This window comes from Streptomyces sp. NPDC057694 (assembly GCF_042799415.1).
Lineage (GTDB): Bacteria > Actinomycetota > Actinomycetes > Streptomycetales > Streptomycetaceae > Streptomyces.
On the sequence record NZ_JBHVIX010000001.1, the window covers coordinates 472,602 to 496,038 of the forward strand.

Annotated in this window: 20 protein-coding genes; 5 read left to right on the forward strand and 15 right to left on the reverse strand. The window is 69.6% G+C overall.

The annotated features are described in order from the left end of the window. Nucleotides 1-109: 109 nt before the first annotated feature. Entirely contained in the window at nucleotides 110-3,655 is a 3,546-nt protein-coding gene (locus tag ACFVDP_RS02345) for a choice-of-anchor D domain-containing protein (RefSeq protein WP_383481904.1), read from the reverse strand. 372 nt (nucleotides 3,656-4,027) lie between these two features. Between ACFVDP_RS02345 and ACFVDP_RS02350 the strand changes: the two genes are divergently transcribed. Next, nucleotides 4,028-4,630: a hypothetical protein gene (locus ACFVDP_RS02350; protein WP_383481907.1), complete on the forward strand. Its 603-nt coding sequence runs from the start codon at nucleotides 4,028-4,030 to the stop codon at nucleotides 4,628-4,630. Between the two features lie 117 nt (nucleotides 4,631-4,747). On the opposite strand, the gene ACFVDP_RS02355 is transcribed toward ACFVDP_RS02350, so the two are convergent. The 13 genes from ACFVDP_RS02355 to ACFVDP_RS02415 all read right to left on the reverse strand — a co-directional run bounded on the left by ACFVDP_RS02355 (nucleotide 4,748) and on the right by ACFVDP_RS02415 (nucleotide 17,759). After that, nucleotides 4,748-6,088 carry an alpha-glucosidase/alpha-galactosidase gene (locus tag ACFVDP_RS02355; RefSeq protein ID WP_383481909.1) on the reverse strand — a complete coding sequence of 447 codons (1,341 nt, stop codon included), beginning with the start codon at nucleotides 6,086-6,088 and terminating at the stop codon, nucleotides 4,748-4,750. A 64-nt stretch (nucleotides 6,089-6,152) separates the two neighbouring features. Beyond that, a complete protein-coding gene (locus tag ACFVDP_RS02360; protein ID WP_383481912.1) occupies nucleotides 6,153-7,139 on the reverse strand; it encodes a carbohydrate kinase family protein in 987 nt (328 codons plus the stop codon). Nucleotides 7,140-7,200: 61 nt separating this feature from the next. Beyond that, a complete protein-coding gene (locus tag ACFVDP_RS02365) occupies nucleotides 7,201-8,058 on the reverse strand; it encodes a carbohydrate ABC transporter permease (protein WP_383481915.1) in 858 nt (285 codons plus the stop codon). Continuing rightward, nucleotides 8,055-9,083 (reverse strand): carbohydrate ABC transporter permease, encoded by a 1,029-nt coding sequence (locus tag ACFVDP_RS02370; RefSeq protein WP_383481918.1) that lies wholly within the window; start codon nucleotides 9,081-9,083, stop codon nucleotides 8,055-8,057. The genes ACFVDP_RS02365 and ACFVDP_RS02370 overlap by 4 nt, the downstream gene beginning before the upstream one ends. Before the next feature lie 67 nt (nucleotides 9,084-9,150). Further along, on the reverse strand, nucleotides 9,151-10,479 hold the full coding sequence (locus ACFVDP_RS02375) for an ABC transporter substrate-binding protein (protein ID WP_383481921.1): 1,329 nt from the start codon (nucleotides 10,477-10,479) through the stop codon (nucleotides 9,151-9,153). A 136-nt stretch (nucleotides 10,480-10,615) separates the two neighbouring features. Beyond that, on the reverse strand, nucleotides 10,616-11,398 hold the full coding sequence (locus tag ACFVDP_RS02380; protein WP_383484275.1) for an endo alpha-1,4 polygalactosaminidase: 783 nt from the start codon (nucleotides 11,396-11,398) through the stop codon (nucleotides 10,616-10,618). A 420-nt stretch (nucleotides 11,399-11,818) separates the two neighbouring features. Continuing rightward, nucleotides 11,819-12,241 carry a hypothetical protein gene (locus tag ACFVDP_RS02385; protein WP_383481924.1) on the reverse strand — a complete coding sequence of 141 codons (423 nt, stop codon included), beginning with the start codon at nucleotides 12,239-12,241 and terminating at the stop codon, nucleotides 11,819-11,821. A 4-nt stretch (nucleotides 12,242-12,245) separates the two neighbouring features. Then, complete coding sequence (locus ACFVDP_RS02390) at nucleotides 12,246-13,055, reverse strand: SAM-dependent methyltransferase (protein ID WP_383481927.1); 810 nt, start codon at nucleotides 13,053-13,055, stop codon at nucleotides 12,246-12,248. A gap of 158 nt (nucleotides 13,056-13,213) precedes the next feature. Next, entirely contained in the window at nucleotides 13,214-13,990 is a 777-nt protein-coding gene (locus tag ACFVDP_RS02395) for a polysaccharide lyase family 7 protein (protein WP_383481929.1), read from the reverse strand. Between the two features lie 222 nt (nucleotides 13,991-14,212). Beyond that, on the reverse strand, nucleotides 14,213-15,040 hold the full coding sequence (locus ACFVDP_RS02400) for a hypothetical protein (protein WP_383481932.1): 828 nt from the start codon (nucleotides 15,038-15,040) through the stop codon (nucleotides 14,213-14,215). 77 nt (nucleotides 15,041-15,117) lie between these two features. Next, on the reverse strand, nucleotides 15,118-15,768 hold the full coding sequence (locus ACFVDP_RS02405; protein WP_383481934.1) for an RNA polymerase sigma factor: 651 nt from the start codon (nucleotides 15,766-15,768) through the stop codon (nucleotides 15,118-15,120). A gap of 150 nt (nucleotides 15,769-15,918) precedes the next feature. After that, nucleotides 15,919-16,803, reverse strand: coding sequence for a serine hydrolase (locus ACFVDP_RS02410; RefSeq protein ID WP_383481937.1), 885 nt, complete (start codon nucleotides 16,801-16,803; stop codon nucleotides 15,919-15,921). Beyond that, nucleotides 16,800-17,759 carry a LysR family transcriptional regulator gene (locus ACFVDP_RS02415; protein WP_383481940.1) on the reverse strand — a complete coding sequence of 320 codons (960 nt, stop codon included), beginning with the start codon at nucleotides 17,757-17,759 and terminating at the stop codon, nucleotides 16,800-16,802. The genes ACFVDP_RS02410 and ACFVDP_RS02415 overlap by 4 nt, the downstream gene beginning before the upstream one ends. Before the next feature lie 85 nt (nucleotides 17,760-17,844). Here ACFVDP_RS02415 and ACFVDP_RS02420 point away from each other — a divergent pair, with 85 nt between their 5' ends. Further along, the gene (locus ACFVDP_RS02420; protein WP_383481943.1) at nucleotides 17,845-19,485 is read left to right on the forward strand and encodes a penicillin-binding transpeptidase domain-containing protein; all 1,641 of its coding nucleotides are present in this window, start codon (nucleotides 17,845-17,847) and stop codon (nucleotides 19,483-19,485) included. Between the two features lie 170 nt (nucleotides 19,486-19,655). On the opposite strand, the gene ACFVDP_RS02425 is transcribed toward ACFVDP_RS02420, so the two are convergent. Next, nucleotides 19,656-20,564 carry an NAD(P)-dependent oxidoreductase gene (locus ACFVDP_RS02425; RefSeq protein ID WP_383481946.1) on the reverse strand — a complete coding sequence of 303 codons (909 nt, stop codon included), beginning with the start codon at nucleotides 20,562-20,564 and terminating at the stop codon, nucleotides 19,656-19,658. An 84-nt stretch (nucleotides 20,565-20,648) separates the two neighbouring features. Between ACFVDP_RS02425 and ACFVDP_RS02430 the strand changes: the two genes are divergently transcribed. The 3 genes from ACFVDP_RS02430 (at nucleotide 20,649) to ACFVDP_RS02440 (ending at nucleotide 23,420) form a co-directional block, all read left to right on the forward strand. Then, on the forward strand, nucleotides 20,649-21,023 hold the full coding sequence (locus ACFVDP_RS02430; protein WP_383481950.1) for a winged helix-turn-helix transcriptional regulator: 375 nt from the start codon (nucleotides 20,649-20,651) through the stop codon (nucleotides 21,021-21,023). A 605-nt stretch (nucleotides 21,024-21,628) separates the two neighbouring features. Then, complete coding sequence (locus tag ACFVDP_RS02435) at nucleotides 21,629-22,822, forward strand: ROK family transcriptional regulator (RefSeq protein WP_383481953.1); 1,194 nt, start codon at nucleotides 21,629-21,631, stop codon at nucleotides 22,820-22,822. A gap of 394 nt (nucleotides 22,823-23,216) precedes the next feature. Next, the gene (locus ACFVDP_RS02440) at nucleotides 23,217-23,420 is read left to right on the forward strand and encodes a lasso RiPP family leader peptide-containing protein (RefSeq protein ID WP_383481955.1); all 204 of its coding nucleotides are present in this window, start codon (nucleotides 23,217-23,219) and stop codon (nucleotides 23,418-23,420) included. The last annotated feature ends 17 nt before the right edge of the window (nucleotides 23,421-23,437 follow it).

Here is a 23,437-nt window from a genome sequence, read left to right on the forward strand (position 1 = left end):
GGGTTGGGTGAGGAAAAGAGAAACCCGGTGAAAAAGGCGTTGGTAGCATCGAGGGAGGTGCTCCCCGTTCCGGGCGCGCGCAAGCGCCCCTGGCCCGGGGGTGGTGGCGTCAGGAGTCCCAGACCTGGAACTCCGAGAGCTGGCCGGCGGGCCAGCCGGTGTTCGCCGTGAAGTTCAGCCGGAAGTAGCGCTGGCTGGTCGCCGGGAACGTGAGGGTGACGGTGTTGTCGGCGGACGGGGTGAAGGAGTAGGCGGCGGAGGACTTGACGGTGGTGAAGGCCGAGCCGTCGAAGCTGCCGGCCAGGGACAGGGTCTCGCTGCGGGCCTCCCAGGCCGCGGGGAGCTGGAGGACGACGCGGCTCGCGCTCTTGGCCGCGCCCAGGTCGACCTGGACCCATTGCGGGAAGGCGTTGTTGGCGCTCTCCCAGTACGTGCTCTGGCTGCCGTCGGTGAGGTGGGACGACGGGTAGACGTCGGCGTGGCTCGACTCCGAGGTCGGGCGGCCCGCCGCGAGGTTGGTGCCGGCCGAGCCCGATCCCGTACCGGACAGGGCCACGGTCAACGGGCTGTTGGACGCGTTGCTGTTGACGGTGAGGGTGCCGGTGCGGGTGCCGGACGCGGTCGGCTTGAAGGTGACGCTGACGTTGCAGGAGGAACCGGCGGCGAGGGAGGAGCCGCAGGTGTTGGTCTGGGCGAAGTCGCCGCTCGCCGCGACCGAGGAGATCGACGCTGTCGCGTCACCGGAGTTGGTGACCTTCACGGTCTGCGCGGCGCTGGTGCTGCCGGGCGCCGTGCTCGCGAAGGTCAGGGAGGTGGGTGAGGCGTCGAGACTGGCAGCCGACGAGGTCCCGCCGCTGGGGAAGATCTGGAACTCGGAGAGCTGGCCCGCGCCCCAGCCGGTGTTGGCCGTGATGTTGGCCCGGACGTAGCGGGCGTTCGCCGCCGGGAAGGTGATGGTCACGGTGTTGCCGCCGGAGGACGGGTCGAAGGTGTAGGCCGCCGACGCCTTGAGCGTGGTGAAGGAGGAGCCGTCCGTGGAGCCCTGGATGGAGAGGGTCTGCGAGCGGGTGGCCCAGGCGGTGGACGGCGGAAGCTTGAGGACGACCTTGCCGACGCTCCACGTCTTGCCGAGGTCGACCTGCGCCCACTGCGGGAAGGAGGTGGCGCTCTCCCAGTAGCTGGAGGCGTCGGAGTCGGTCAGGTTGCCGGGAACGTAGGGGCTGTTGCTGGAGCTGGCGGTCGCGCTCTGACCGGCCGCGATGTTGGTGGAGCTGTCGACGCCGGTGCCGCTGAGGGACACCTTGGTGGGGCTGTTGTTGGCGTTGCCGGTGACGGTGAGGGTGCCGGTGCGGGAGCCGCCGGCGGTGGGCTTGAAGGTGACGGTCACCGCGCACGAGCCGCCGACCGCGATGGACGTGCAGTTGTTGGTCTGCGTGAAGTCACCGCTCGCCGCGACCGAGGACACGGTGGCCGCGCTGGTGCCGGAGTTGGTGAGGGTGACGGTCTGCGCGGCCGCAGTGGCGCCGACGGCGGTCGCCGGGTACGAGAGGCTGCCCGGCGAGGCCGAGACGACCGGGCCCGGCGCGGTGCCGGTGCCCGAGAGGGCCACGGTGTTGGTGACGCCGCCCGCGTTCACGGTCAGGGAGCCGCTGCGGGAGCCGGTCGCGGTCGGCTTGAAGGTGACGCTCACCGTGCACGAGCCGTGCGCGGCGATGGACGAGCCACAGGTGTTGGTCTGGGCGAAGTCGCCGGTCGCCGCGACGGACGAGACGGCCGCGGCCGAGCCGGTCGGGTTGGAGACGGTCACCGTCTGCGGGGCGCTGGTCGCGCCGTTGGCCACGGCGCCGAAGTCGAGGGCGCTGGGCGAGGCGCTGACACCCTCGGCGGGGTAGGGCGGGTAGTCGGGCGTCGGCCAGGGGCCGCACACCGGGGTGCCGCTGATGCCGGAGTTGCCGCCGCCGTCGGTGACCTTGAAGTTGTCGCCCTCGCAGCTGTACACGGGGCTGGAGGCGCCGACGCCCGTCGCCGTCACGTTGGTGAAGCTTGCCGCGCCGCCGGTCTGTTCCTGGAGGGCGAAGGTGCCGGTGCCCTGGATGGTGACGTTCTTGAGGTTGACGCCGCTGATGGTCCCTTCGACCCACTGCACGGCCTCGTACGGGCTCTGCTGGATCAGCGCGTTGGTCACGTTGATCGGGCCGGTGATGGCGCCCTGGCTGCCGTCGAACCAGAGAGCGCCGACGCCGAACTGCCAGTTCGGGTCGAGGCCGCCCGCCCGCACGAACGTGTTGTCGGAGATCGTCGTGGTGCCCACGGGGGTGGAGGTGAAGCGCTGGCCGACGTGGATGCCGCCGCCCTGTGCGAGCCCGGTGTCCTTGACGAGGTTGCCGCTGACGGTGTTGTCGTGGCCGCCGTAGATGGCGATGGCGTTGGCGAGGATCTGCAACTGGACGGTGTTGTTGGAGATGGTGTCGTAGGCGTCGGCGCCGAGCGCGGAGTCGGCCCAGGTCGCGATGCCGTCGTCACCGGTGTTACGCAGGTCGCTGTTGGTGACCGTGGAGTTGGTGACGCCGCCGTGGAAGTTGATGCCGTCGGCGGTCGTGTTGCGGATGCGCAGCCCGCTGAACGTCAGCTTGTCCATCGGCCCGTCCATCCAGGCGCCGACCTTGTCGTGCTCGATCCACAGGTTCGACACGGACGAGTTGCTCATCGCGCCGCCGATCCCGTTGACCTGGGCGCTGTCGTCGCGTTCCTGTACGTCGCCGAAGATCGCGAAGTTCTGGAGGTGGACGTTGGTGCTCGGTGACGGCGCGGACTTGCCGTAGAACCCGGGGGCCGCGCCGGTGACGGTCGAGTACCACATGCCGGCCCCGGCCACGGTCACGTTGTTGACCGCGATGTGGACCGGGATCTTGAACGTGCCCGGCGGTATCCAGACCGTGCCACCCGAACCGGCCGCCTGGATAGCGGAGTTGAAGGCGTCGGTCGAGTCCTTGACGCCGCTCGCGTCCGCGCCCTGCGCGACGACGGAGACCGAGCCGGAGGGCTGGGTGAGAGCCGCGCCGACCTGCTCGAAGTCGGCGAAGTCGATCGTGTACGAGGACGCGGTGGCGCTCGCGTCGACCTTCAGCTGGAAGGTGGTGCCGGCCGGGTAGGTCGTCGGGAAGAGGCGGTGCGCCTCGTCGTAGAAGTGGTGCGGGTTGCTGCCCGGCGTGTTGGTGAACGGGTAGCTGCCGTAGTACCAGCTGTAGGCGTTGGTGAGGCTGAAGTCGCTCTGCTTGACGCCGTTCACGTACAGCGACAGCGGGGCGGTGTAGACCGAGCCGCCCGAGGCGTCCGGGATGCTGTAGCGGAAGTCGAGGGAATTGGTGGCGACCGGGGTGGTGAAGGTGACGTACTGGCCGCTGCCCTTGAGCGTCACGGCCTTGCGGTACGAGGCCTCGTCGGCGAGCTGGCCCTGGGTGTAACTCGGGCCGATCACCGTGCCGTTGGTGGCGGAGTTCTCCGCCTGCACTTCGACGTAGGGCAGGTTGGCGCCATTGCCGCCGGTCGCCGCGGACGCCGCCGCGACCGCGGGCGCGGCAACCGCCAGCGCTCCCGCGGCGAACAACGTCGAGGCGCTCGCCGTCAGGGCGAGCCACCGTCTGAGACCTCTCAACGACTGAAACACCGTGAGCTCCTTGGGGACGGGAAAGCCGGATCGGACCGTCGGCACCGCGGGCCGGACGCAACGCAGCGTTGGAGCGAGGTACAGGGTGCGGGACGCAGGAGCCGGCAGGGAGAGGAGCGGCGGTGTCGGCGCAAGGGGGACCGTATTGACTCGAACGCCACAGCGCAATATCCAGATACTGGATTGCAGATTCCTTACTAGATTTTGAAAGAGCCTTCCCGTCGAGCCTCGCGATCAGCCGGTTCGGCCTGCCTCATCGGGCGTGCGGCACGTCGTCGAAGATGGATGCCTGCGCAGTTCTGATGAAGCGTCGGCACCCGTCGACAGGCTCGCGTTCTGCCCGGTGAACGAAGGACAGAGATGAATCCGCCCCTTGCGCGATCCACCCACCCGGCAACCGGGAGCAACGTCGCCCGGGTCGTCACGGACGCCTTGCAGCCGCGCAACGTTCTCGTGGCCGCCATGCTCGGGATCGGCGCCGTCGCGGGTGGTCCCGCCGGTCTCGCGTGGGGACTTCTCGGGGCGCTCTGTGCCGGGCTCGTGCCCGCCGCGTACATCGAGTTCGAACGGAAGCGGGGCACCTGGGGCGACCGTCACGTGGTCGACCGGACGAAGCGAGCGCCCATCTTTCTCGTCATCCTGCTGTCGATCGGGTTCGGTCTGCTCCTGATGACGGTCGGTCATGCCCCGTCGGACGTCGTCAGAGCGATGGTCGCGCTGTGGCTGATGACCGTCGTCCTGCTGGGCATCAACACCGTCTGGAAGATCTCCGTGGACTCCGCGGTCGCGTCGGCCGCCGTCGCGCTCCTCGCTGTCGTGCACAGTCCGTGGTGGCTGGCGGGATACGCCGTCGCCGCGATGGTGTGCTGGTCCCGAGTGGCTCTGGGCTATCACACCGTGATGCAGACCGTGGCGGGCGCCACTCTGGGAGCGCTGACCACCGTCGCGTGGGTCGGAGCCTGACCCACTGCATGACGAAGCCCCGCCGGCAGCATCCGGCGGGGCTTCGTCGCTCCCTGACAGTCACAGGCAAGTCACCAACGCCATGACGTGGCCGGCCACGATCCGCGGCGGCCCCGGTCAGAGCAGGCCGGTCGCCCGCAGGGACGGCTGGAGCAGGTCGCCGTGCGCCTCGACCATGGCGTCGCACAGCTCCCAGATGCGCTCCACCGGCAGCGCGGCGGCCGTCGCCGGGTCCGCCATCGCGGCCTGCCGGATCGAGCGCGGGTCGTCCTCCAGAGCGGCCCTGACGACCAGGTCGTTCATGCTCAGGTAGGTGCGGTTGAGCGCCGCGCACTGCGCGGGCAGCGCGCCGATCCGGGTCGGCTGCACGCCCGAGGCGTCGACCAGGCAGGGGACCTCGACGGTGCCGGTCGCCGGGAGGTTGTCGATCAGGCCGTGGTTGGGGACGTTGCCGTAGACGGTGCGCGGGGTGCCGGTGGTGATGCTGTGGATGATCTGCGGCGCGTACTCCATGGTGGCCTCGACGTCGAGGGGTGCACCGGCGCCGAGCGCTTCGCGGGTCTTCTCGTACAGGGCGACGTTCTCGTCGACGATCCCGAGGTACGCGCCGACGGGCAGCCGCAGCCGCTCGATCTCGCTGTCGTGGTGCAGGTACCAGGGCACGTACTCGGCGGAGTGCTCGCTCGTCTCGGTCGGGTAGTAGCCGAGGCGGCGGTACATGTCAACGCGTACCCGGCGCCGCAACTGCGGGTCGGAGGCGATGAGTTCGTCGAGCTTCGGGTAGAGGTCCCGGCCGTCGTGCTCGAACCGCAGCAGCCACGCCTGGTGGTTGACGCCGGCAGCCCGGTACGTGACCTCCTCGTAGGGCACCTTCAGCAGGTCGGAGAGGTCGCGCAGGGTCCAGTAGACGGAGTGGCACAGGCCCACGACGCGGGTCAGTCCGGTGGCGGCGGTGAGGTACTGGACGTTCATCGCCATGGGGTTGGTGTAGTTGAGCAGCCACGCCTCGGGGCACAGCTCCGCGATGTCCGCGCCGAGCGCCTTCAGGACGGGGAAGGTGCGCAGCGCGCGGAAGATGCCGCCGACACCGAGGGTGTCGCCGATGGTCTGGCGCACGCCGAACCGGGCGGGCACGTCGAAGTCGGTCCGGGTCGCCTCGCCCATGCCGACCTGGACGATGTTGATGACGAAGTCGGCACCGGCCAGGGCCTCGCGGCGGTCGGGGTGCGCGGTGACGGTGACGTACGGGGTGGCGTCGGCCCGGTCGGCGATGTGCCGGGCCGCGCCGAGGGCGGTCTCCAGGCGTTCGGCGTCGATGTCGTGGAGGGCGATGTGCAGGTCGCGCAGGTCGGGGAAGGCGAAGAGGTCGGTGAGGAGCCCCTGGGTGAAGACGACGCTTCCGGCACCGATGAAGGCGATCTTCGTGGTGGTCTTCGTGGTGGTCTTCGTGCTGGTCATGAGGTGTTCTTTCCGTTGCGGGTGCTGTGCGGGTGCGCGCGGTCGTCACGCGTGGGCGCGGGCTTCACGGGCTCTCAGCAGCGCCGCGGAGCGCGTCGTGCGCCTCGTCCCAGGTGGCCTGGGCGGGCGTACCGCCGAACGCCCGGGTGGACAGGGCGCCGCAGGCCGAGGCGAGTTCGAGCGCGCCGGTGGTGGCGCGCCCGGCCAGTACGGCGGCGACGAATCCGGCGTCGAAGCTGTCGCCCGCGCCGACGGTGTCCAGGGGCCGGGCCGGGATGCCACGGGTGCGCAGGACCGTCCGGCCGTCGTGCGCGAGGGCGCCGTCCGCACCGTCCTTGACGGCGACCAGCGGTCCGCGCAGGGCGAGCAGGCGGGCCGCCTCGTCCAGGGGCGCGTCCTCGGGCAGGCCGGCCAGGGCGCGGGCCTCTCGGGCGTTGGGCAGCAGGACGTCGGTGGCGGCGAGCACCGCCGCGAACCCGTCGGGGTCGCCGGTGTCCCACTTTCCGGCCGGGTCGTCGTTGGTGTCGAGCGAGGTGGTGGCCCCGTGCTCGTGTGCCGTGCGAAAGAGCGCGGGCAGTGCCCCGGCCAGCCGCGGCAGCAGGAAGTAGGAGGCGGCGTGCACGTGGCGGCAGTCGCCGAGGAGTTGCGTGGGCACGTCGTCGGGGCCGGTGGCGGAGAGGGTGCCGGACGCGGTGAGGATCGCACGGTCGCCGTCGCCGCGCGTCACCACGACGGTGAGCGGTGTCGACAGGTCGGGGTCGACCCGGAGGGCTCCGGTGTCGACGCCGCGGGCGGTCAGCGCGGCGGTGACGAACCGTCCTGCCTCGTCGTCCCCGACCCGTCCCGCGAAGGCCACCTTCAGGCCGAGGCGGGCGGCGCCGCAGGCCATGATCGCGGCGGAGCCGCCGAGGGTCAGCAGTCCGGTGTCGACGAGTTGTTCGCGCTGGCCGAAGGCGAGCGGCGCGTCCAGCGGTCCGAGGACGACGTCGGGGTTGGCGTCGCCGACGACCAGCAGGTCGAAGGTGCGGGAGGCGTACGAGATGTGCGGCATCCGGCTTTCCTGGGTTCGGGATACGGAGAGGTGTGCGGGGTGGTCCGGTCTCATCGCAGGGTCATCCCTTGAGCCCGGACGAGGTGATGGACTGGACGAACGACTTCTGTGCGAAGAGGAAGGCGAGCAGCACCGGCAGCACGGTGATCACGTTGCCCGCCATGACCGCCGACCACTTCGTGTGGTGCAGGCCCTGGAAGGTCGTCAGGCCGAGCTGGAGCGTGTACCGGGTGTCGTGGTTGATGGCGATCAGCGGCCAGGTCAGGTCGTTCCAGGTGGTCAGGAAGGTCAGCACCGCGACCGTGCTCAGCGCGGGGCGCGACATCGGCAGCACGATGAGGAACAGCACGCGCAGCCGTGAACAGCCGTCCATCCAGGCGGCTTCCTCCAGTTCCCTGGGCAGCGACAGGAAGAACTGCCGCAGCAGGAACACGGCGAACGGGGTGACCAGCGACGGCACGATGAGTGCGCCCAGGGTGTCGATGAGCCCGAGCCGCTTCATGACGAGGAACGTCGGGATCATCGTGAGCTGGAACGGGATCGCCATCGTCGCCAGCATCAGGCCCATCAGCAGCTTGGACCCGGCGAACCGCATCCGGGCGAACGCGTAGCCGCCGAGCGCCCCGAAGACAAGGTTGGAGGCGACCGCGACGACCGACACGATCAGCGAGTTGGCGAACCAGCGCGGGAACATCGCGTTGCCGAGGACGTACCGGTAGCCGCCGAGGTCGATCCCGGAGGGCCACAGGGCGGGCGGGAAGCGGTTGATCTCGGCGTCGGTCATCACGGAGCTGAGCAGCAGCCAGATCAGCGGGACCGCGAAGACGAGGGCGAGCGGGGCGAGCAGCAGGTGCCAGGGGCTGAAGGGCAGCCGGGCCCGGCCTGCGGGTCGCGCGGCGGGCGGGGTGGTGACCGTCACCGGTCGGCTCCTTCCAGGGGTGCCGGGCGTACGGATCGGCTCCGCACCAGCCGCATCCCCACGGTGATGACGCCCAGCCCCAGCGCGAGCACGTAGGCCGCCGCCGCGCCGTAGCCGGCCGTGAAGTTCTTGAACGCCTGCTCCCAGATGAAGTAGACGATCACCGTGGTCGAGCCGAGCGGCCCTCCCTTGGTCGTCACGTACACCAGGTCGAAGACCTGCAGGGCGTTGATGGTCTGCCACACCAGCAGGAACACGCTCACCGGTGTCAGCGCGGGCAGTGTGACGTGCCGCAGCAGGTGCCGGCGGCCTGCGCCGTCCAGGCGGGCCGCCTCGATCAGGGACGGGTCCACGTCCTGGAGGGCGGCGAGGAAGACGACGACGCAGAAGCCGGTGCCGCTCCACAGCGAGATCGCGACCAGGACGAGGAGGGCCTGTCCCGGGTCGGAGAGGAAGCCCTGCGGGGAGATGCCGAGGTGGTGCAGTACGGAGTTGGCGGCGCCGAACTCCGGGTCGAGGATGAAGGAGAACAGCACACCCTGCGCGGTGGCCGAGACGACGAACGGCACGAAGAACAGCGTCCGGTAGAGCCCGACGAGGCGGATGCGCCGGTTCAGTGCGAGGCCGAGCGCGAGGCCGAGGCCGATGGAGAGCGGCACGTACAGCGCCGTGTAGCGCAGGGTGTTCCAGACGGCTTCGCCGAAGTGCGGATCCTGGCGCAGCGCGCGGTAGTTGTCGAGCCCGACCCACCGGCTGGGCGTGACCAGGTCGTCCGCCTGGAACGAGAGCAGCAGGGACCACAGGACGGGGACGACGCTCAGCCCGAGGATGATCAGGACGGCGGGCGAGATGTACGCCCAGGCGGTCGCGGTCTCGCCGCGGCGCAGCGGCGAGCGGCCGGTGCGCGGGGACCGGTGCGCGACGCCGTCGGCCGGGCGGCCGGGGTCCTTCCCGCGGGTGCGGCCGGCGCGGAGGGAGCCGGTGTCCTGGTCGGGGAGCGTGAGAGGGGCGGGCAGTCGGGGCATGGCGGTTCTCCTGAGCGCGAGGAACGCAGGTACGTGCGCGGGCGCACGGGCGGTGCCGTGCACCCGGTCACCGCGGGATGAGGAGCGCGGCGTCGGCCTCCCGCGCGCACTGGCGCAGCGCCTCGGCCGGACTGCTGCGACCGAGCAGCACGGCGGAGATCGCCTGGCCGAGCGCCTGCGAGATCTGCGGGTACGCGGGGTGCACCGGGCGGACCCGGGCGGAGTCCAGCGCCTTGGTGAACACCGAGAGTCCTTCGGTCGCCGCGTCCTGCTCGCGCCAGGCCGGCAGCGCCGCAGTCGGCCTGCTGAGCGGCAGGCTGCCCGCCCGTACGTCCCAGCGCACGTCCTGCTCGGGCCGGGTCAGCCACGTCACGAAGGTGCGCGCGGCCCGGACCCGCGCCGGTCCGTTGTCGAAGACCGTCCAGGTGTCCGGGCCCGAAATGGTCATCGGGCGGCCGCTGTAGCTGGGCAGCGGGACGACGTGGTGGTCGATCTTCGCGTCCTGGATGTCGGGGAGCTGCCACGGCCCGGTGACGACCATGCCCATCCGTCCGGCGAGGAAGACCTGGTACATCTGCTCGCTGCCGGGCTTCGGGTCGATGTACACGCTCTTCGCCTGCGCGAGCTCCTCCACCGTCCCCAGGGCCCGTACGCCTTCCTTGGCGAAGCCGATCGACTTGCCGTCCGGCGCGATGACGTCGCCGCCCAGGTCCCACACCATGGGCCACAGCCGCCACACCGTGTCCTCGTCTCCCACGCCGGGCCAGCCGGTGCCGAAGACGGAGCGTCGCCGGTCGGTGAGGCGGGCCGCCGTCTCGGTGAACTCCCGCCAGGTCCAGCCGGGTTCGGGCAGCGGCACGTCGGCGTCGCGGAAGACCTTCTTGTTGCAGACGACGGCGAGCGAGTCGATCAGGGCAGGGGCGGCGCGGACCCGGCCGTTGACGGTGACGGCCTCCCTGGCCGGTTTCCAGAACCCGTTCCACGGGACGGAGCCCGAGTGCAGCGTGTCGGTGAGGTCGACCGCCGAGGGGCTGCGCGCGACGCTCGCGAGGTCCGAGCCGAAGACGTACACGACGTCCGGGAAGGAGCCGGACGCGAGCGCAGCGGTGATCTTCTGGAGCATCGCGTCGGCGAGGACGCCGCCGCCCGGGTCGACGCGGATGCGGGGATGGGTCCGGTTGAACTCCCGGACCAGCGACTCGATCACGGTGCGGGCCGTGTCGGTCTGGCCGTGCCACAGTTCGACCGTGACACGGCCGTCGGGACCGACACCGTCCGCCGTGTCCGTGCCGCACCCGGACAGCGCCGCCGACGCGGTGGCGCCGAGCGCGAGGCCGGTCCCCCGGCGCAGGAACCCGCGGCGGGACGGGTGGGACATACGAGAGTTCGCCGCCATGTGCACCTCCAACGAGGCGTGCGGAGCACGCCGTGCCGAATCACCGAAGGCCTGGTCGAACTCGGGTTCACCGCAGGCCGATGGCCCTGTCGAGCAGGGCCCCGGCGCCGCGGCGCCGGACGGGGAGGGTGGCGGGTCAGCAGGTCTGGCGGAGGTAGCCGCTGCTGCCGATCGGGGAGACGTCCAGGTCACGGCGGACGATGGACAGCTTGTCCTTCCAGCCCTCGCAGGCGGCCGTCAGGCCCTTGGCGCCGTACTCGATGTCGATCACGTTGTCGCCGAAGTACTCGGTGTAGTGGCCGCACTCGTCGTACCGGCCGCACTCCTCCGCGACGACGAAGTCGAGGCCGGTGCTGGAGCGGTACTCGGCGAGGTCGGAGGTGTTCTTCTGGGCGATCGCCAGGCCCTTGGCGTGCGCGTGGGCGGAGAGCAGCTCGATGTACGCCATGGCGGCGGAGGAGCCGAACTTGTCCTGGCTGCGGGTGTAGCTGTCGTAGTTGTCGGGCTCGACGGCCTGGAAGCCCTTGGCCGCGCAGCCGTCGATCCAGCCGTTCACCTTGGCGGCGATCCGTTCGCGCTTGGCGGCCGTGCCGACGTCGAGGATGGCCTCGTTCCACTCCTCGTCGATGATGACGTCGCCCGCGGAGTCCCGCAGGAGCAGGTCGGCGTCCCAGTCGCCCAGTTCGTCGGGCTGCACCTGGAAGGCGTTGACGTAACAGATGTTGTACAGGCCCGCGGCCGGCGCGGCCTCGCGGTCACGGCTGACGACGGACACCCCGGCGGGCGGGGTGTAGGCGCCGCCGATCTGGTAGTCGAACCCGGCATGGGCGGGCGGGAGGGTCACCGCGGCGGACGCGGGAGACGCGGTGAGGAATGGGGCGACCAGCGTGGCCGTGAGGGCCGCTGCCGCCACGGAGATCCGGCGGGCGCGGGCACGATCGATGCTCACTGTCGAGCTCCAGTGTGGTGGCGGGTACGTCCCCGCCTCGGGCCCTGGAGTGACCCTGGCGACTGTGTCCGGACTTGCGGGGCGGTGGGCCCTGACGCGTACCGGCTAGGCGTACCTCTCAACGCCGCGAGCTTGGCTTCGAGTCCTCGGCTCCGGCGTTGCGAGGAGTAAAGCGATCAGCTCTCCCCGTGTCAACAGACCCCGGCGCCACAACTCTCCCCCACCGGCCGCGAGTCGGAGCACATACGGGCACGGACCCGGGCGACCCGCGCCGCACATCCGGGGTCCTCACGTGTGCCGCGCGCTCAGGGAGCCTCGCCTGTCAAGCTGCCATTCGCGCGTGTCCGACCAGGTGGAAACCCTCATCTTCAGGCCGCGTCGACGCCGGACCTATCTGGAAACGTCCAACTCACATTCAAGTAGATGTTCCAGATCTCCGAAATACGGCCCTCGCTCCACGACGTCCCACCCTTCTGCTGCAGCGAACTCACTCTGCAGTTCCCGGGTTGCAGACAACAGCGCCTGAACGAGCGGGATGCGCACATCTTCCTCATGCGCTTCAAGGTCTACGCCGTAATCGAAGATCTCCCACTGCATACTCTCCCTGCCTTCCCCGCGGAGCTTCTCGCGGGTCCTCGCAAGCAGCGCAGACCAACCCCGGCGGCCGACGGACCAGTCGCCACCACCCGTGAAACCTACAATTGCAGACATCAGTAACTGCCACCCAAGATGATTGCCGGGCTCCTCGCCGCCCGTGGCGCCGCTCGCCGTACGGACGACGCCTGACGGGTGGTGGAGGTGGGCGACGGCCACGGTTTCAACTCTTGCGGGCCACACCGCAGTACGCGACCTCCACGGTCTCCTCCGTGGGCTGCATGTCGTCCGGGCGCCAGGCCGATGTGGCGACGACGCCGGGGGCCACGACCTCAAGGCCATTGAAATAGGCGGCGATCTCTTCCGGCGAGCGCAGGTGGTAGGTGTTGGCCGACTGCGCGTTGTAGGCGGTCACGGCCGCGTTCAGCGCGTCGTTGGTGTTGATCCCGTCGCTCAGGGCCACGTAGCTTCCGGCGGGCAGCGCCTCCAGGTACGCGGCGACGAGTTCCCCGGGCCTGTCGGCGTCCGAGAGCTGCCCCATGATGCCGAGCAGGGTCAGAGCGACCGGCCGGCTGAAGTCCAGTGTGTTCGCCGCCTCGGCCAGGATGCGTTCCGGGTTGCGCACGTCCTCCGATATGTACGCGCACGCCCCTTCCGGGCTGCTCGTGAGCAGGGCGCGGGCGTGGGCCAGAACGAGCAGGTCGTTGTCGACGTAGACGATCCGGCTGTCCGGCGCGACACGCTGCGCCACCTCGTGGGTGTTGTCGGCGGTGGGCAGCCCGGTGCCGATATCGAGGAACTGCCTGATGCCGGCCTCGGCCGCGAGGAAGCGCACGGCACGCGTGAGGAAGGCTCGCTGCAGCCGGGCCACGGCCGCGAATTCCGGGAAGGTCGACAGAATGGCATCGCCGACCTCACTGTCCACGGGGTAGTTGTCCTTGCCGCCCAGCAGGTAGTTCCAGACACGGGCCGAGTGCGGGCGGTCCGTCTGCAGCCTGCTCTTCACATCAGCATTCACATCATCCATGGGCATAGCTTCACACGGCGCAAGGGGTGGCAAGGTCAACTCGGGTGCGACAGGCCTCTTTTCACGCACCGTGGACAGGCCAGACTCCCTCGCCGGAGCGGCCCGGTGTTCCTCGACCGCCGCGCCGCCCTCCTGCGAGGCGAGGCGCGGCGGGCGAGGATGTGTCAGCCGTGCGAGACGTTGAGCCCGTAGAAGGCGACCCGCGCGCCCTTGGTCGTACTGCTCGACGAGGACTGGTTGTAGGAACCGGCCTTGAAGTACTGCTTGTACGGGAAGAACGACGAGGGTATGGCGTAGTGGGTGGTGCTGCCGTTGACGGTCACGTCGAGCGTGTCGCCGCCGGAGACGGCGATGGTGTAGCTCCACGTCTTGCCGACCGCCACATGTCCCACCGTGTGCGTCGTCTGGCCGCCCGACGGCGAGTTCTCCGTGCCCACCACGATGTCGCCGCTCGACCGGTAATACAGCTCCACCAGGGGCTTGGTGGAGCTGCCGCCGGTGCCGAGGTGGATCTGCCCGACGCACACGTTGGACGTGACCGAGACGACGCGCAGGGTCGCGTTCAGCTGGTGGCTGCCGCCGAGCGACCAGTCGGCCGCGCTGCCACTGCGGTTCATCTCCCGCAGCTCGGACCGGGCGTAGTTCGAGTTCGGGGTGGTGACGCCCTTCTCCGGCGCCCAGAAGGTCATCGCGCCGTCGCGCGTGTCGGTGTAGAAGTACGCGTCCTGGAAGCCGTTCGCACCCTGGAGTCGCGACGAAGAGATGGTGGTCGGCGAACCGGGCGAGCCGACGGGTTCCTGCAACTGCCATACGGACAGGTCGAAGTTGCCGCCGGGCGCCTTGCCCGGGTCGGCCGCGCTGGCGCTGGGACCGCCGAGCAGGGCGAGGGCGGAGACGATGCCGACGACCGTGGCGGCGGACAGGATTCTGGTGCGGTGCATGGGGGGTTCCTCCAGGGCTGGGGCGACGATTCGCGTTCACATATCTGAAGGTTGAGTTCACTTATGAACTCGACGTGCGCTGAACCTAAAGGTCTGCACCAACACAGTCAAGAGAATGAACAGAGACGCCGACCGGCAGGAGTGAGCCCCGGGAGCGGGCTGCTCGCCCCACGGGACCTCGTCCTGCGGCCGGCCAGGATCAGTCACCCGGCTCCGGGCCTGCTAGTTGCTCCGGAACTTCGGATCCTCGGCCTGGTTGTAGATCTCCTTGCCGGCTGCGTCGTAGGCATGGATGTGGGGATCGGGGCCCATGTAGTGCCGTCCGACGGGCGTGTCCGGCTTGAGGGCCGCCGCGTAGACGAATGCACCACCGGCCATGACGGTCGGGTACTCCTTCTTCTGGTCGCCGAAACTCACCGTGACCTTGGCGACGTCGGAGCTGTAGTGCCCGGCGCCCACCGCGAGGTGCTTGCCGTTGCCCGCAGGTTCGAGAGTGGAATCGAAATACTCGATCACCCGGCCGGTGCCCCACAGGCGATCGTTGATGAAGGTGGGCGGGGAATCCGGGCTGGAACCCTTGTCGCCCTCGGACGCACACTGCACGTACTGGTCGGCCGAGTTGATCCCGATGACCACTCCGTCCGCGTTCCGAGAGGCGAGGGGGGCGCGGACGGCGGCGACGGCGTGGTACTGCGCGGCGTCCGCCCCCAGGCACGATGACAGGATCTTCGCGGCGGTCCCGGGGTCGATCGCCGTCGTCTTCGTGTCGGTGATCGTGAACGCGTTGGGGTCACCGGTCCGGTCGGACGAGGGCGACGAGCCCGTTCCGCCCGCTTGCGCGCCGTCCGACGGCCTCGGGCTCGGTGAAGCGGTCTTCGTCGGACTTCCGCCGCTGAGGGCACGGTCGGTCGTATCCGGCTTGGCGTCCCCCACCCCGCTGAACACGGCCACCGCCGCCACACTCACCGCTGTCACACCGGTGGCGACGCCCAGGGGCACCCCCCATCTGCGCCGGAACGACACTGCACGGTCCTGCGGGTCGATCTTCATCAGGAGCTCCTCACGCATCCGCCGCTGATTCGGCAGATCTCGATCGGAAGGAGCCGCAGGAATGTCTTGCCTGTCGGTCATCGTGCGACCTCCTTCGAGTGGACGGTGTTCCTGGAACTGAACGAAGGCTCGGGAACTCCGGCCGCGCCGAGAATGTCGGCGCCCAACCTCTGTCGCGCACGGTGCATTCGGGACTTCACCGTCCCGACCGCCACCTTCAGCACTGCCGCGGCCGCCTGCTGGTCGAGTCCCGACCAGACGCAGAGTTCGACGACCTCGCGCTCATGGCGTGGCAGGCGAGCAAGCGCCCTGTGGATCTCCGACATGCGACGCTCGTCGTCCACCAGGCCGGCAACGCGGTCGGCGTGGTCGCCCACCGGCTCGTCATGGGAGACGAGCCGGTGCAGGAGGGCCTCGGCCCGTCTCAACCGCCGTCTGGTGTTCGACAGCAGACCGTTGGCGATCCCCAGCAGCCAGGGCAGAGCGGAGTCACGGTCCAGCACCGTCTCGGATCGACGACGCCAGGCGTGCAGGAACACCGCCGAGGTGAGGTCTTCCGCCTCCGACCAGTCGGCCGTCCTGCGGAACAGGTAGTTGTAGACGGCTTTCGCGTGCCGGTCGAAGATCCGGCCGAACGCCTCTTGGTCGCCCTCGACAGCTCTCGCCCACAGTCGACGATCGGATATTCCTCCGTCCGGTGCAGCTGAGCCGGCATCGTTCAGTTCCATGCTCTGTACGTGTCCGGCTCTCATCCGAAGGTTCCCGCCGATTCTCCGCGCTCACCGCAGGCGCGTCCCCTCATGCACGGCACAGGCGTCGCGAGGGACGGCGCCCACTCGGGAGGAGACGGGGGTGGTCCGCTGAGCGCGGCCCGAGGTTCAGCTCACCTTTCCGTTCGCGCGGAGCGTGTCCACGGCGATCCTCGCGGCTGTGCCGATCACGGCGTCGGCCGCGGGCAGGATCGCGGCGCTGCGTACGGAGCGGGTGAACACGGCGATGGCGTAGCGGCCGCCGTCCGGGTACTCCACGGTGCCGACCTCGCCGCGCAGGGTCGGCAGCGACCCGGTCTTGCCCGCGACGTGCACGTCGTCGAAGGGAAATCCGGACGCGAGCCGATGCGGCCACACCTGAAGGGCCATCAGGCGGCGTATGGCGGCGCAGTGTTCGGGTGCGCAGGCGGTGTCGCGCCAGATGGCCGCGAGCAGCCGGGTCAGGTCGCGCGGGGTGCTGCGGTTGGCCCGCGCCGGGTCGAGCGCGCGCAGCCGGGCGATGACGTGCGGGTCGGCCAGGGCCCGGGCGCCGTCGGGTCCCGCGTCCTCCTTGATCATGGCCATGGCCGCTCCGAAGGAGTGCACGGCCCGGGTGTGGGTGAGGCCGATACGGAGCGTCGTACGGTTGACGGCGTCCAGACCGACGCGCCTGAGGAGCAGATCGGCGGCGGCGTTGTCGCTGACGGCCATCATGAGGTAGGCCAGGTCGCGCAGGGAGAGCCGGGCCGTGTCCAGCATGGCCGCGAGGCCGGTCGGCCCCGCGGTGCGCCCGACGGGCGGGCACTCGATCTGCTCGGTGAGGTCCAGGTCGCCGGCCGCCGCCCGCTCGTGCAGCGCGACCAGCAGGGGCAGCTTGTGGACGCTGGCGGTGCACACCAACTGGTGCCCCTGCCAGTCGAGTTCGGCGCCGGTGTCGATGTCGAGGGCGTGCAGCCACCCGGTGACTCCGGCGTCGGCGAACGCCGTACCGATGGCGCTGGACGTGTCGGTCATAGCCAGTACTCCGCTGCGGGGCGCAGATGCATGGGACGTGACGGGGTGTCGGGGCGAGCGTCGGCCGTGGTGCGCAGCGCGTGCTCGGCGGCATCCGTGAAGGCGCGTACGGCGGCGTCGCCGTGCAGGTGGGGCCAGGCGACGGAGTGCCGCCAGGCCAGTGGCGCGCCGGCGAGCGGGCGCCACACGAGATCGGGGTGTGCGTAGTCGCCCTGGGTGTCGCGCGGGGTGAAGGCGACGGCCGCGGCGGACAGCACGAGGCCGCGGGTGAAACTGGCTCCCCGGCCGTGCCGGATCGCGGGCGGCGTGTAGCCGCCGCGCGCACAGGTGGTCAGCAGATCGTCGTAAAGCGCGGGGGATCCGGCCCGAGGAAAGAGAACCAGGTCGTGGCCGGTGAGCGCGGCGAGTGGTACTTCCGTGTGCTCGGCGGCGGGTGCGCCGGGCGGCAGCAGGACGCCCAGGTCGCGGCGGAGCACCGGGCCGAGTTCGAGACCGGCCACGTCACAGGGATGGTGCACCAGGCCTACATCGAGCTCCCGTGTCCCGAAGCGGTCGAGTTGCTCGGCGGTCGACAGCTCGTGCAGCTCCAGCTCCACCTCGGAGCACCGCCGCTGGAACTCCGTGAGCACGGCGGCGACCGTGGCACCCGCGATGTCGGGCGGCAGCGCCGCGCGCAGCAAACCGCTCTCCCCGTCCCTGATGCGGCGGGCGGCGGCACGCAGCGTCCCGGCCCTCGCGAGCAGTTCCCGTGCTTCGGGCAGCAGCAGCGTCCCGGCTTTGGTGAGGGCGACCTGGCGGCTCGTCCGGTCGAACAGCCGCACCTCCAGCTCCCGCTCCAGGCGCTGGATGCGCTGCGACAAGGGAGGCTGCGCCATGCCGAGACGGGTCGCGGCCCGGCCGAAGTGTGACTCTTCTGCAACAGCCACGAAGCACTCCAGGTGCCGGATCAGGTCCACGACCAGCAACCATATCCATTTTTAATGAGTAGGCAAATCATATCGGTCTTGGACATGCGGTGCACTCGCTTGCTCTCCTCACGGCATGACACACCTTCCCACCAGGAGGAGAGCCTCGCGCTCTCCGCTCAAGGCCGTCTGCGCCGTCGCCGTGGTCTGTGCCGTCGTTGCCGGCGGCGCCTACGCCGCAGGACTCGGCCCCTTCGACCGCGGTTCGGACGCTCGCGACCCCGCCGCCGCCGAGCAGGCACGGGCCTTCCTCGCCGACTGGTCCCACGGTCGCTACGGCGGAGCCGCCGCCCGCACGACCAACCCCGCCCGGGCCGAGGACGTGCTGCAGAGTTTCACCGCAGGACTCGACATCGCCGAGCCCCGGCTGACCGCGGCCACGGCCGAGAGCGCGGACGACGGCACCGTACGGGTGCCGTTCACGGCGAAGATGCCGGTGAAGGGGCTCGGCACCTGGACGTACACGTCGCAGCTGCCGCTTCGTGAGGGTGCCAACGGCAGCTGGAAAGTCGACTGGTCCCTGGGAATCGTTCACCCACACCTGAGCGAGAAGGCCAAGTTCCGCCTGGATCGCGAGGACACCGACGCGCCCGAGGTCTCCGACCGTCACGGGAAGTCGCTCGCCGGTGACGCGTACCCCTCGTTGCAGCCTCTGCTCACCCAGTTCGCGGGCGACGGCAGTGGCAGGCCTCGCGGAGCGATCCGGCTCGTCGACAGGGTCAGCGGAGAGACGAAGGGAACGGAGACCACGTTCGGGAAGGGATCGAAGGGCGACGGGGCTGAGGGCGGCGCGGCGGACGACGCACCGGTCAAGACCACTCTGGACGCCGCCTGGCAGTCCGCCGCCGACGCCGCGCTCGCCGCCGAAGCCAAGGGGAAGAACGCCTCACTGGTCGCGCTGCGCGTCGACAACGGTGAGGTGCTCGCCATGGCCAACTCCCCCGCCACCGGCTTCAACCGGGCCGTCTCGGGAACGTACGCGCCCGGCTCCACCTGGAAGATCGTCACCAGCAGCGCGCTTCTGCTGAAGAACGCCGTCACGCCGGACACGGTCGTGGACTGCCCCAAACACCTCACCGTGGGCAAGGAGTTCCACAACGTGGAGACCTCCGAGTTCCGCGGCGCCACCTTCCAGAAGGACTTCACGGAGTCCTGCAACACCGCGTTCATCAGCTTGCGCGGCAAGCTCGGGGACGCCGAGAGCGGCGACGTGGCGCGCAAGTACTTCGGCGTCGGCCAGGAGTGGCACGTCGGAATCCCCTCGTACGACGGGGCGGTGCCGGTGCCGAAGGACGAGACCGAGAAGGCGGCGGCGATGATCGGCCAGGGCCGTGTGCAGGCGAACCCCCTGATCATGGCGTCGGTGACCGCGACCGCGGCGTCCGGCCGCTTCCACCAGCCCACGATCGTGCCCGGCAGCAAGGACGACACTTCGACCACACCGCTGCCGGGATCGGTGGTCACCCAGCTGCGCACGATGATGCGGGCGACCGTCACCGACGGGACAGCACACGTCCTGGCCGACCTGCCGGGCGAGATAGGCGCGAAGACGGGCACGGCCGAGGTCGCCGAGGGCGAGGAGAACAACGGCTGGCTCGTGGCCCGGCGCGGCAACGTCGCCGTGGCGTGTGTGGTCGAGCAGGGCGTCACGGGCGGCGGCTCGGCAGGCCCGATCCTGCACCACCTGCTGTCCGCCGTCCCCGGGGACCCCAGCTGAGGCGGTCCGAGGCGCGTCGACATGGTCGACTGCGGTGACGCCCGTTGACCTGTCCGGCGAGGACGAGGCGCATCAGATGCCGAGGCATGGTCCGCCGAGAGCGCAAGGAGGCGGTGGGGCCTGGGCCGAGTCGCGGCTGGACGTGTGCTCAGCGGTCCTGCATGTTGTGGTCACCGCGGTCCTCGGACGCTGTCGATGATGCGGGTCCAGTTGTCGCTGCCGTGCCCGTTCTCGATCGCGCGCCGGTAGTGGGCCTGCACGGCCAGAGGGAGCGCGAGGTCGAGGCCGAGTGACCTACTGGTCTCGACGATATGGTCGGACGTCGCGCCCATCATGGTGACCGTGCTGAGGTCGCCGGGATGTTCTCCGGCATCAAGCGCGGTGCCGGGATTCTCCTCACCAGCCCTCAGGATGTCACCGATCGAGTCGGCGGCGGAGAGCAACTCTGGCAGCGCTTCCTCGGCCTTCATTCCAGCGGTACCCAGCATCGCGGTGGCCTGCATCAGCCCGGACAAGGTAGTGAGGAACACGGCAAGTTGGGCCTGATACATCATCTGGGCGAGGCCCGGGTCCTCGCCCAGATACTTCGGTGTTCCCAGCAGTGCCAGCGCCGCCAGGTGGCTCTCCCTCACTTGGTCGCGGCCGCTGTAGTAGACATGGGCCGCCTCCGTGCCGACCATCGGCGCGGGGACCATGACACCTCCGGTGAGGAAGGCGGCGCCGTGGCCCGCTGCCCACGTTGCCGCCTCGCGTGAGCGGTCGGGAGTGTCAGAGCTCAGGTTGACCAGCGTCCGGCCGGCCAGCGATGAAGTGTCACTGTCGAGGATGTCGTACATCGCCCGGTAGTCGGTCAGGCTGAGGATCACGAGGTCACTCGCTTCGACCGCTTCGCCGGGTGTCGCCGCGAGCGTCGCCCCGTCGGTGACGACGCCGTCGGCCCGACTGGCGGTGCGGTTCCAAACGGTTACCGGGTGCCCGGCGTTCAGGAGAGTGCGGGTCATGGCCTGGCCCATCGGGCCAAGCCCGATCACGGTGACAGCACTGTCCTGCCTGGTGGTGTGGTTCTGTTGTCCGTTCACCCCTCCATGCTCGGAGAGGGGCACCACTCTCGGAAGTACCTACTATTTTCTGCGGTACTTACCTTTTCGTAAGGGGGATCAGCAATGGCCAAGGCGCCGAGACGCGGGCCTTACATCTGCGGCATAGACGCTGCGCTCGACGTGGTGAGCGGCAAGTGGAAGGGACTGATCCTCTGGGAACTCGACGCCCATGGTGTACGCCGCTTCGCTGAACTCCGTCGCGGTCTGCCGGGAGTGAGCGAGAAGATGCTGACGCAGCACCTGCGCGAGATGGAGGAGGACGGTCTCGTGCACCGGGAGGTGTATGCCGAGGTGCCGCCACGGGTGGAGTACTCCCTGACTGAGCACGGGCGCACGCTCAATCAAGCGCTCGGGCCGCTCGGCGCCTGGGGGGTTGAGCGGATGCGTCGCGAAGGGCCGTCCGAAGCGGTCGACGTGGCCGAGACCTCACGCGGGTAGCCATCCCGGCCACCAACTCCTTGCGTGCACGCCACTCCTGAGGGCTGAATGCTGCGGGCCGGGGCGACGGGGCGGGGGTCTTCTGGGCGCGGCCGGCCTCCGCCATGTCCCCATAGGTCGCGCTCACTGAGATGTCGGGCTGTGTCAGTCCGAGGCACCGCACTTTTCCACGGTCGTCATGGTCACAGCGGGGCCGGACAAAGGGCCCGGCGCGAGGCTCTCGATCGGATCCCTCTTCAGGAACCTGACGGACACGAGGGAGCCGTCCGGATAGCGCCGCCAGGTCCGACCGGCGGCGTCAGTGACCGTGATGTCCGAAGGGAGCGGCCAGGATCGGGTCCGCCGTCGGCGCCCTCTCGTTCGATCAATAGACGAGCATCCTGGCCAAGAACGTCCACACCAACGACTTTCTCCGGACAATTTAAGCCAACTGCGGACCACCAGAGAGATCACCGACACACATCGGGGCACCCAGAAGCCCCACCAGTCACCCCACCGTCACTCAACTATTCGAAGCCGAAACAGGTTCGAATTGAAGGCTCCGCTGGTATTATTTCCTCTTCGATCTAACAAATCGAGATGCGGTTACCGGGGCTGGGGGACCAATGGCGAACGCGGACGATCTCTTAGGCCGGCTGCCCGCGGCCGGCCCCACCCGCGCAGCCAACCGCAGAAAGGTCCTTCTCGCCGTCGCGATCAAGTCCGGCACCCAGGCCGACATCTCGCACCGCACCCTGCTCTCGCAGGCCACTGTGTCGGCCGCGGTCCGCGAACTCGCCGACACCGGCCTCGTGCCCCCGGCCAAGGATCGCGGCAAGGTCTGCCTCGCGGCTGTGAACGATGTCGGCGTGGGCGTGCACCTCGGGTTCAACCACATGACCGTGGTCGCTCGCAGACTCGACAAGGAATTCGACCAGGTGACCTCGCGGGTCAGCTCGGAGGGCGTCAGCAGGGGTTGGTCCCGGGCCCTGCCCGAGGTCAGGCAGATGATCGACGAGGCGATCGAAGGAACGGGGCGGCGCCGCTCCGACGTGTTCTCCCTCGGCGTCGCCGTACCCCGGATGATCAACCCGCGCACCGGTGACTTCACCCCACCGATCCTGCCGCCCTGGCGAACGGGCGACGACCCGGCGAACGACCTGGGCACGTGGCTCGGCGTGCGCGCCTTCATCGACAACGACGCCAACCTCGGCGCGTTGGCCGAACAGACCTACGGCACACGGGAACACGCCGAAACGGTGGTCTTCGTGAAGGCGTCGACGGGTGTCGGCGCCGGCATCATCGTGCACAACAGCGTGCTGCGGGGCCACGGCGGCATGGCAGGAGAACTGGGTCATCTCACCGTGGACCCGCACGGCGCGGTCTGCCAGTGCGGTGGACGCGGCTGCCTGGAGACGGTGATCGGCGCCGACGCGCTGATCGCGCAGGTCCGTGCCGCGCGGGCCCGCAACAGCGCGCCCGCACCAGAGACACTGGAGCAGGTCATCGGAGCCGCCCAGGCACAGGATGCGGTCTGCATGCGGGTGATCCACGACGCCGGCCGGCGCCTGGGGCAGTCCCTGGCCCAGCTGTGCAATCTGCTCAACCCCGACCTTGTCGTCATCGGCGGGCAGCTCGCCCAGAGTCCGCTGCTGCTGGACGGCTGCAAGGAGTCCTTGCACCGTTTCGCACTGCCCGGCGCGGTCGCCGACGACACCGAGTTCGTCCTCGGTCTCAGCGAACTGGACACCCGGGCCGAAGCCCAGGGCGCTTTGATCCTGGGACTTCGCGGCATGGAGCACGCGGCCAACATCACCTAGGGACCCGATTTTCGAACTCGTATGCCAGGCGCCAGGGGCGCCTACGGTGATGCTCGTTGGCCAACGAGCCGCGCATGCCGCTCCCTTCTTCGATATGGCGCCGCGGACCCGATGTCGCCGCCGCGCTCGTTCAAATGAGTGAGCGCCGTTGACCGAATGAGTCAACCTCCCGACAGCGGACCCGTCTGTGGGGCCGGAAATGCTCCTGCCGCCGGGAAACAAGGGCAGGAACTGCCAGGCCGGAGCACCTGCGATCACGGGCCGGTTCTGCACCTGGAGCGGCTGGAGCATCGCTACACTTTGGGTCCCTACGACGCCGGATGGCCGGCGTGTGCGTATTTCCCGTTCCGATTCTTTTCCGGGGCAGCTGATGCCCCTGACCCGAGGCGGCCTCATGACCTACGAGCCCATCGCCGTATCCCCGTACGAGGGTTTCGGATATCCGCGACAAGCGGTGAAGGTCGAGGCCATGCCGTCCCCCGAGGAACCGATCGGCTACGAATCGCCGATGGTGGTCGACCTGGGTCATGTCCGTGAGGTGACGCTGGGCAGTTCGCCCAGCGGGAGTGCCGATGCCAATGCCCAGTACTACTACTGATATTGCGGACAGCTGTC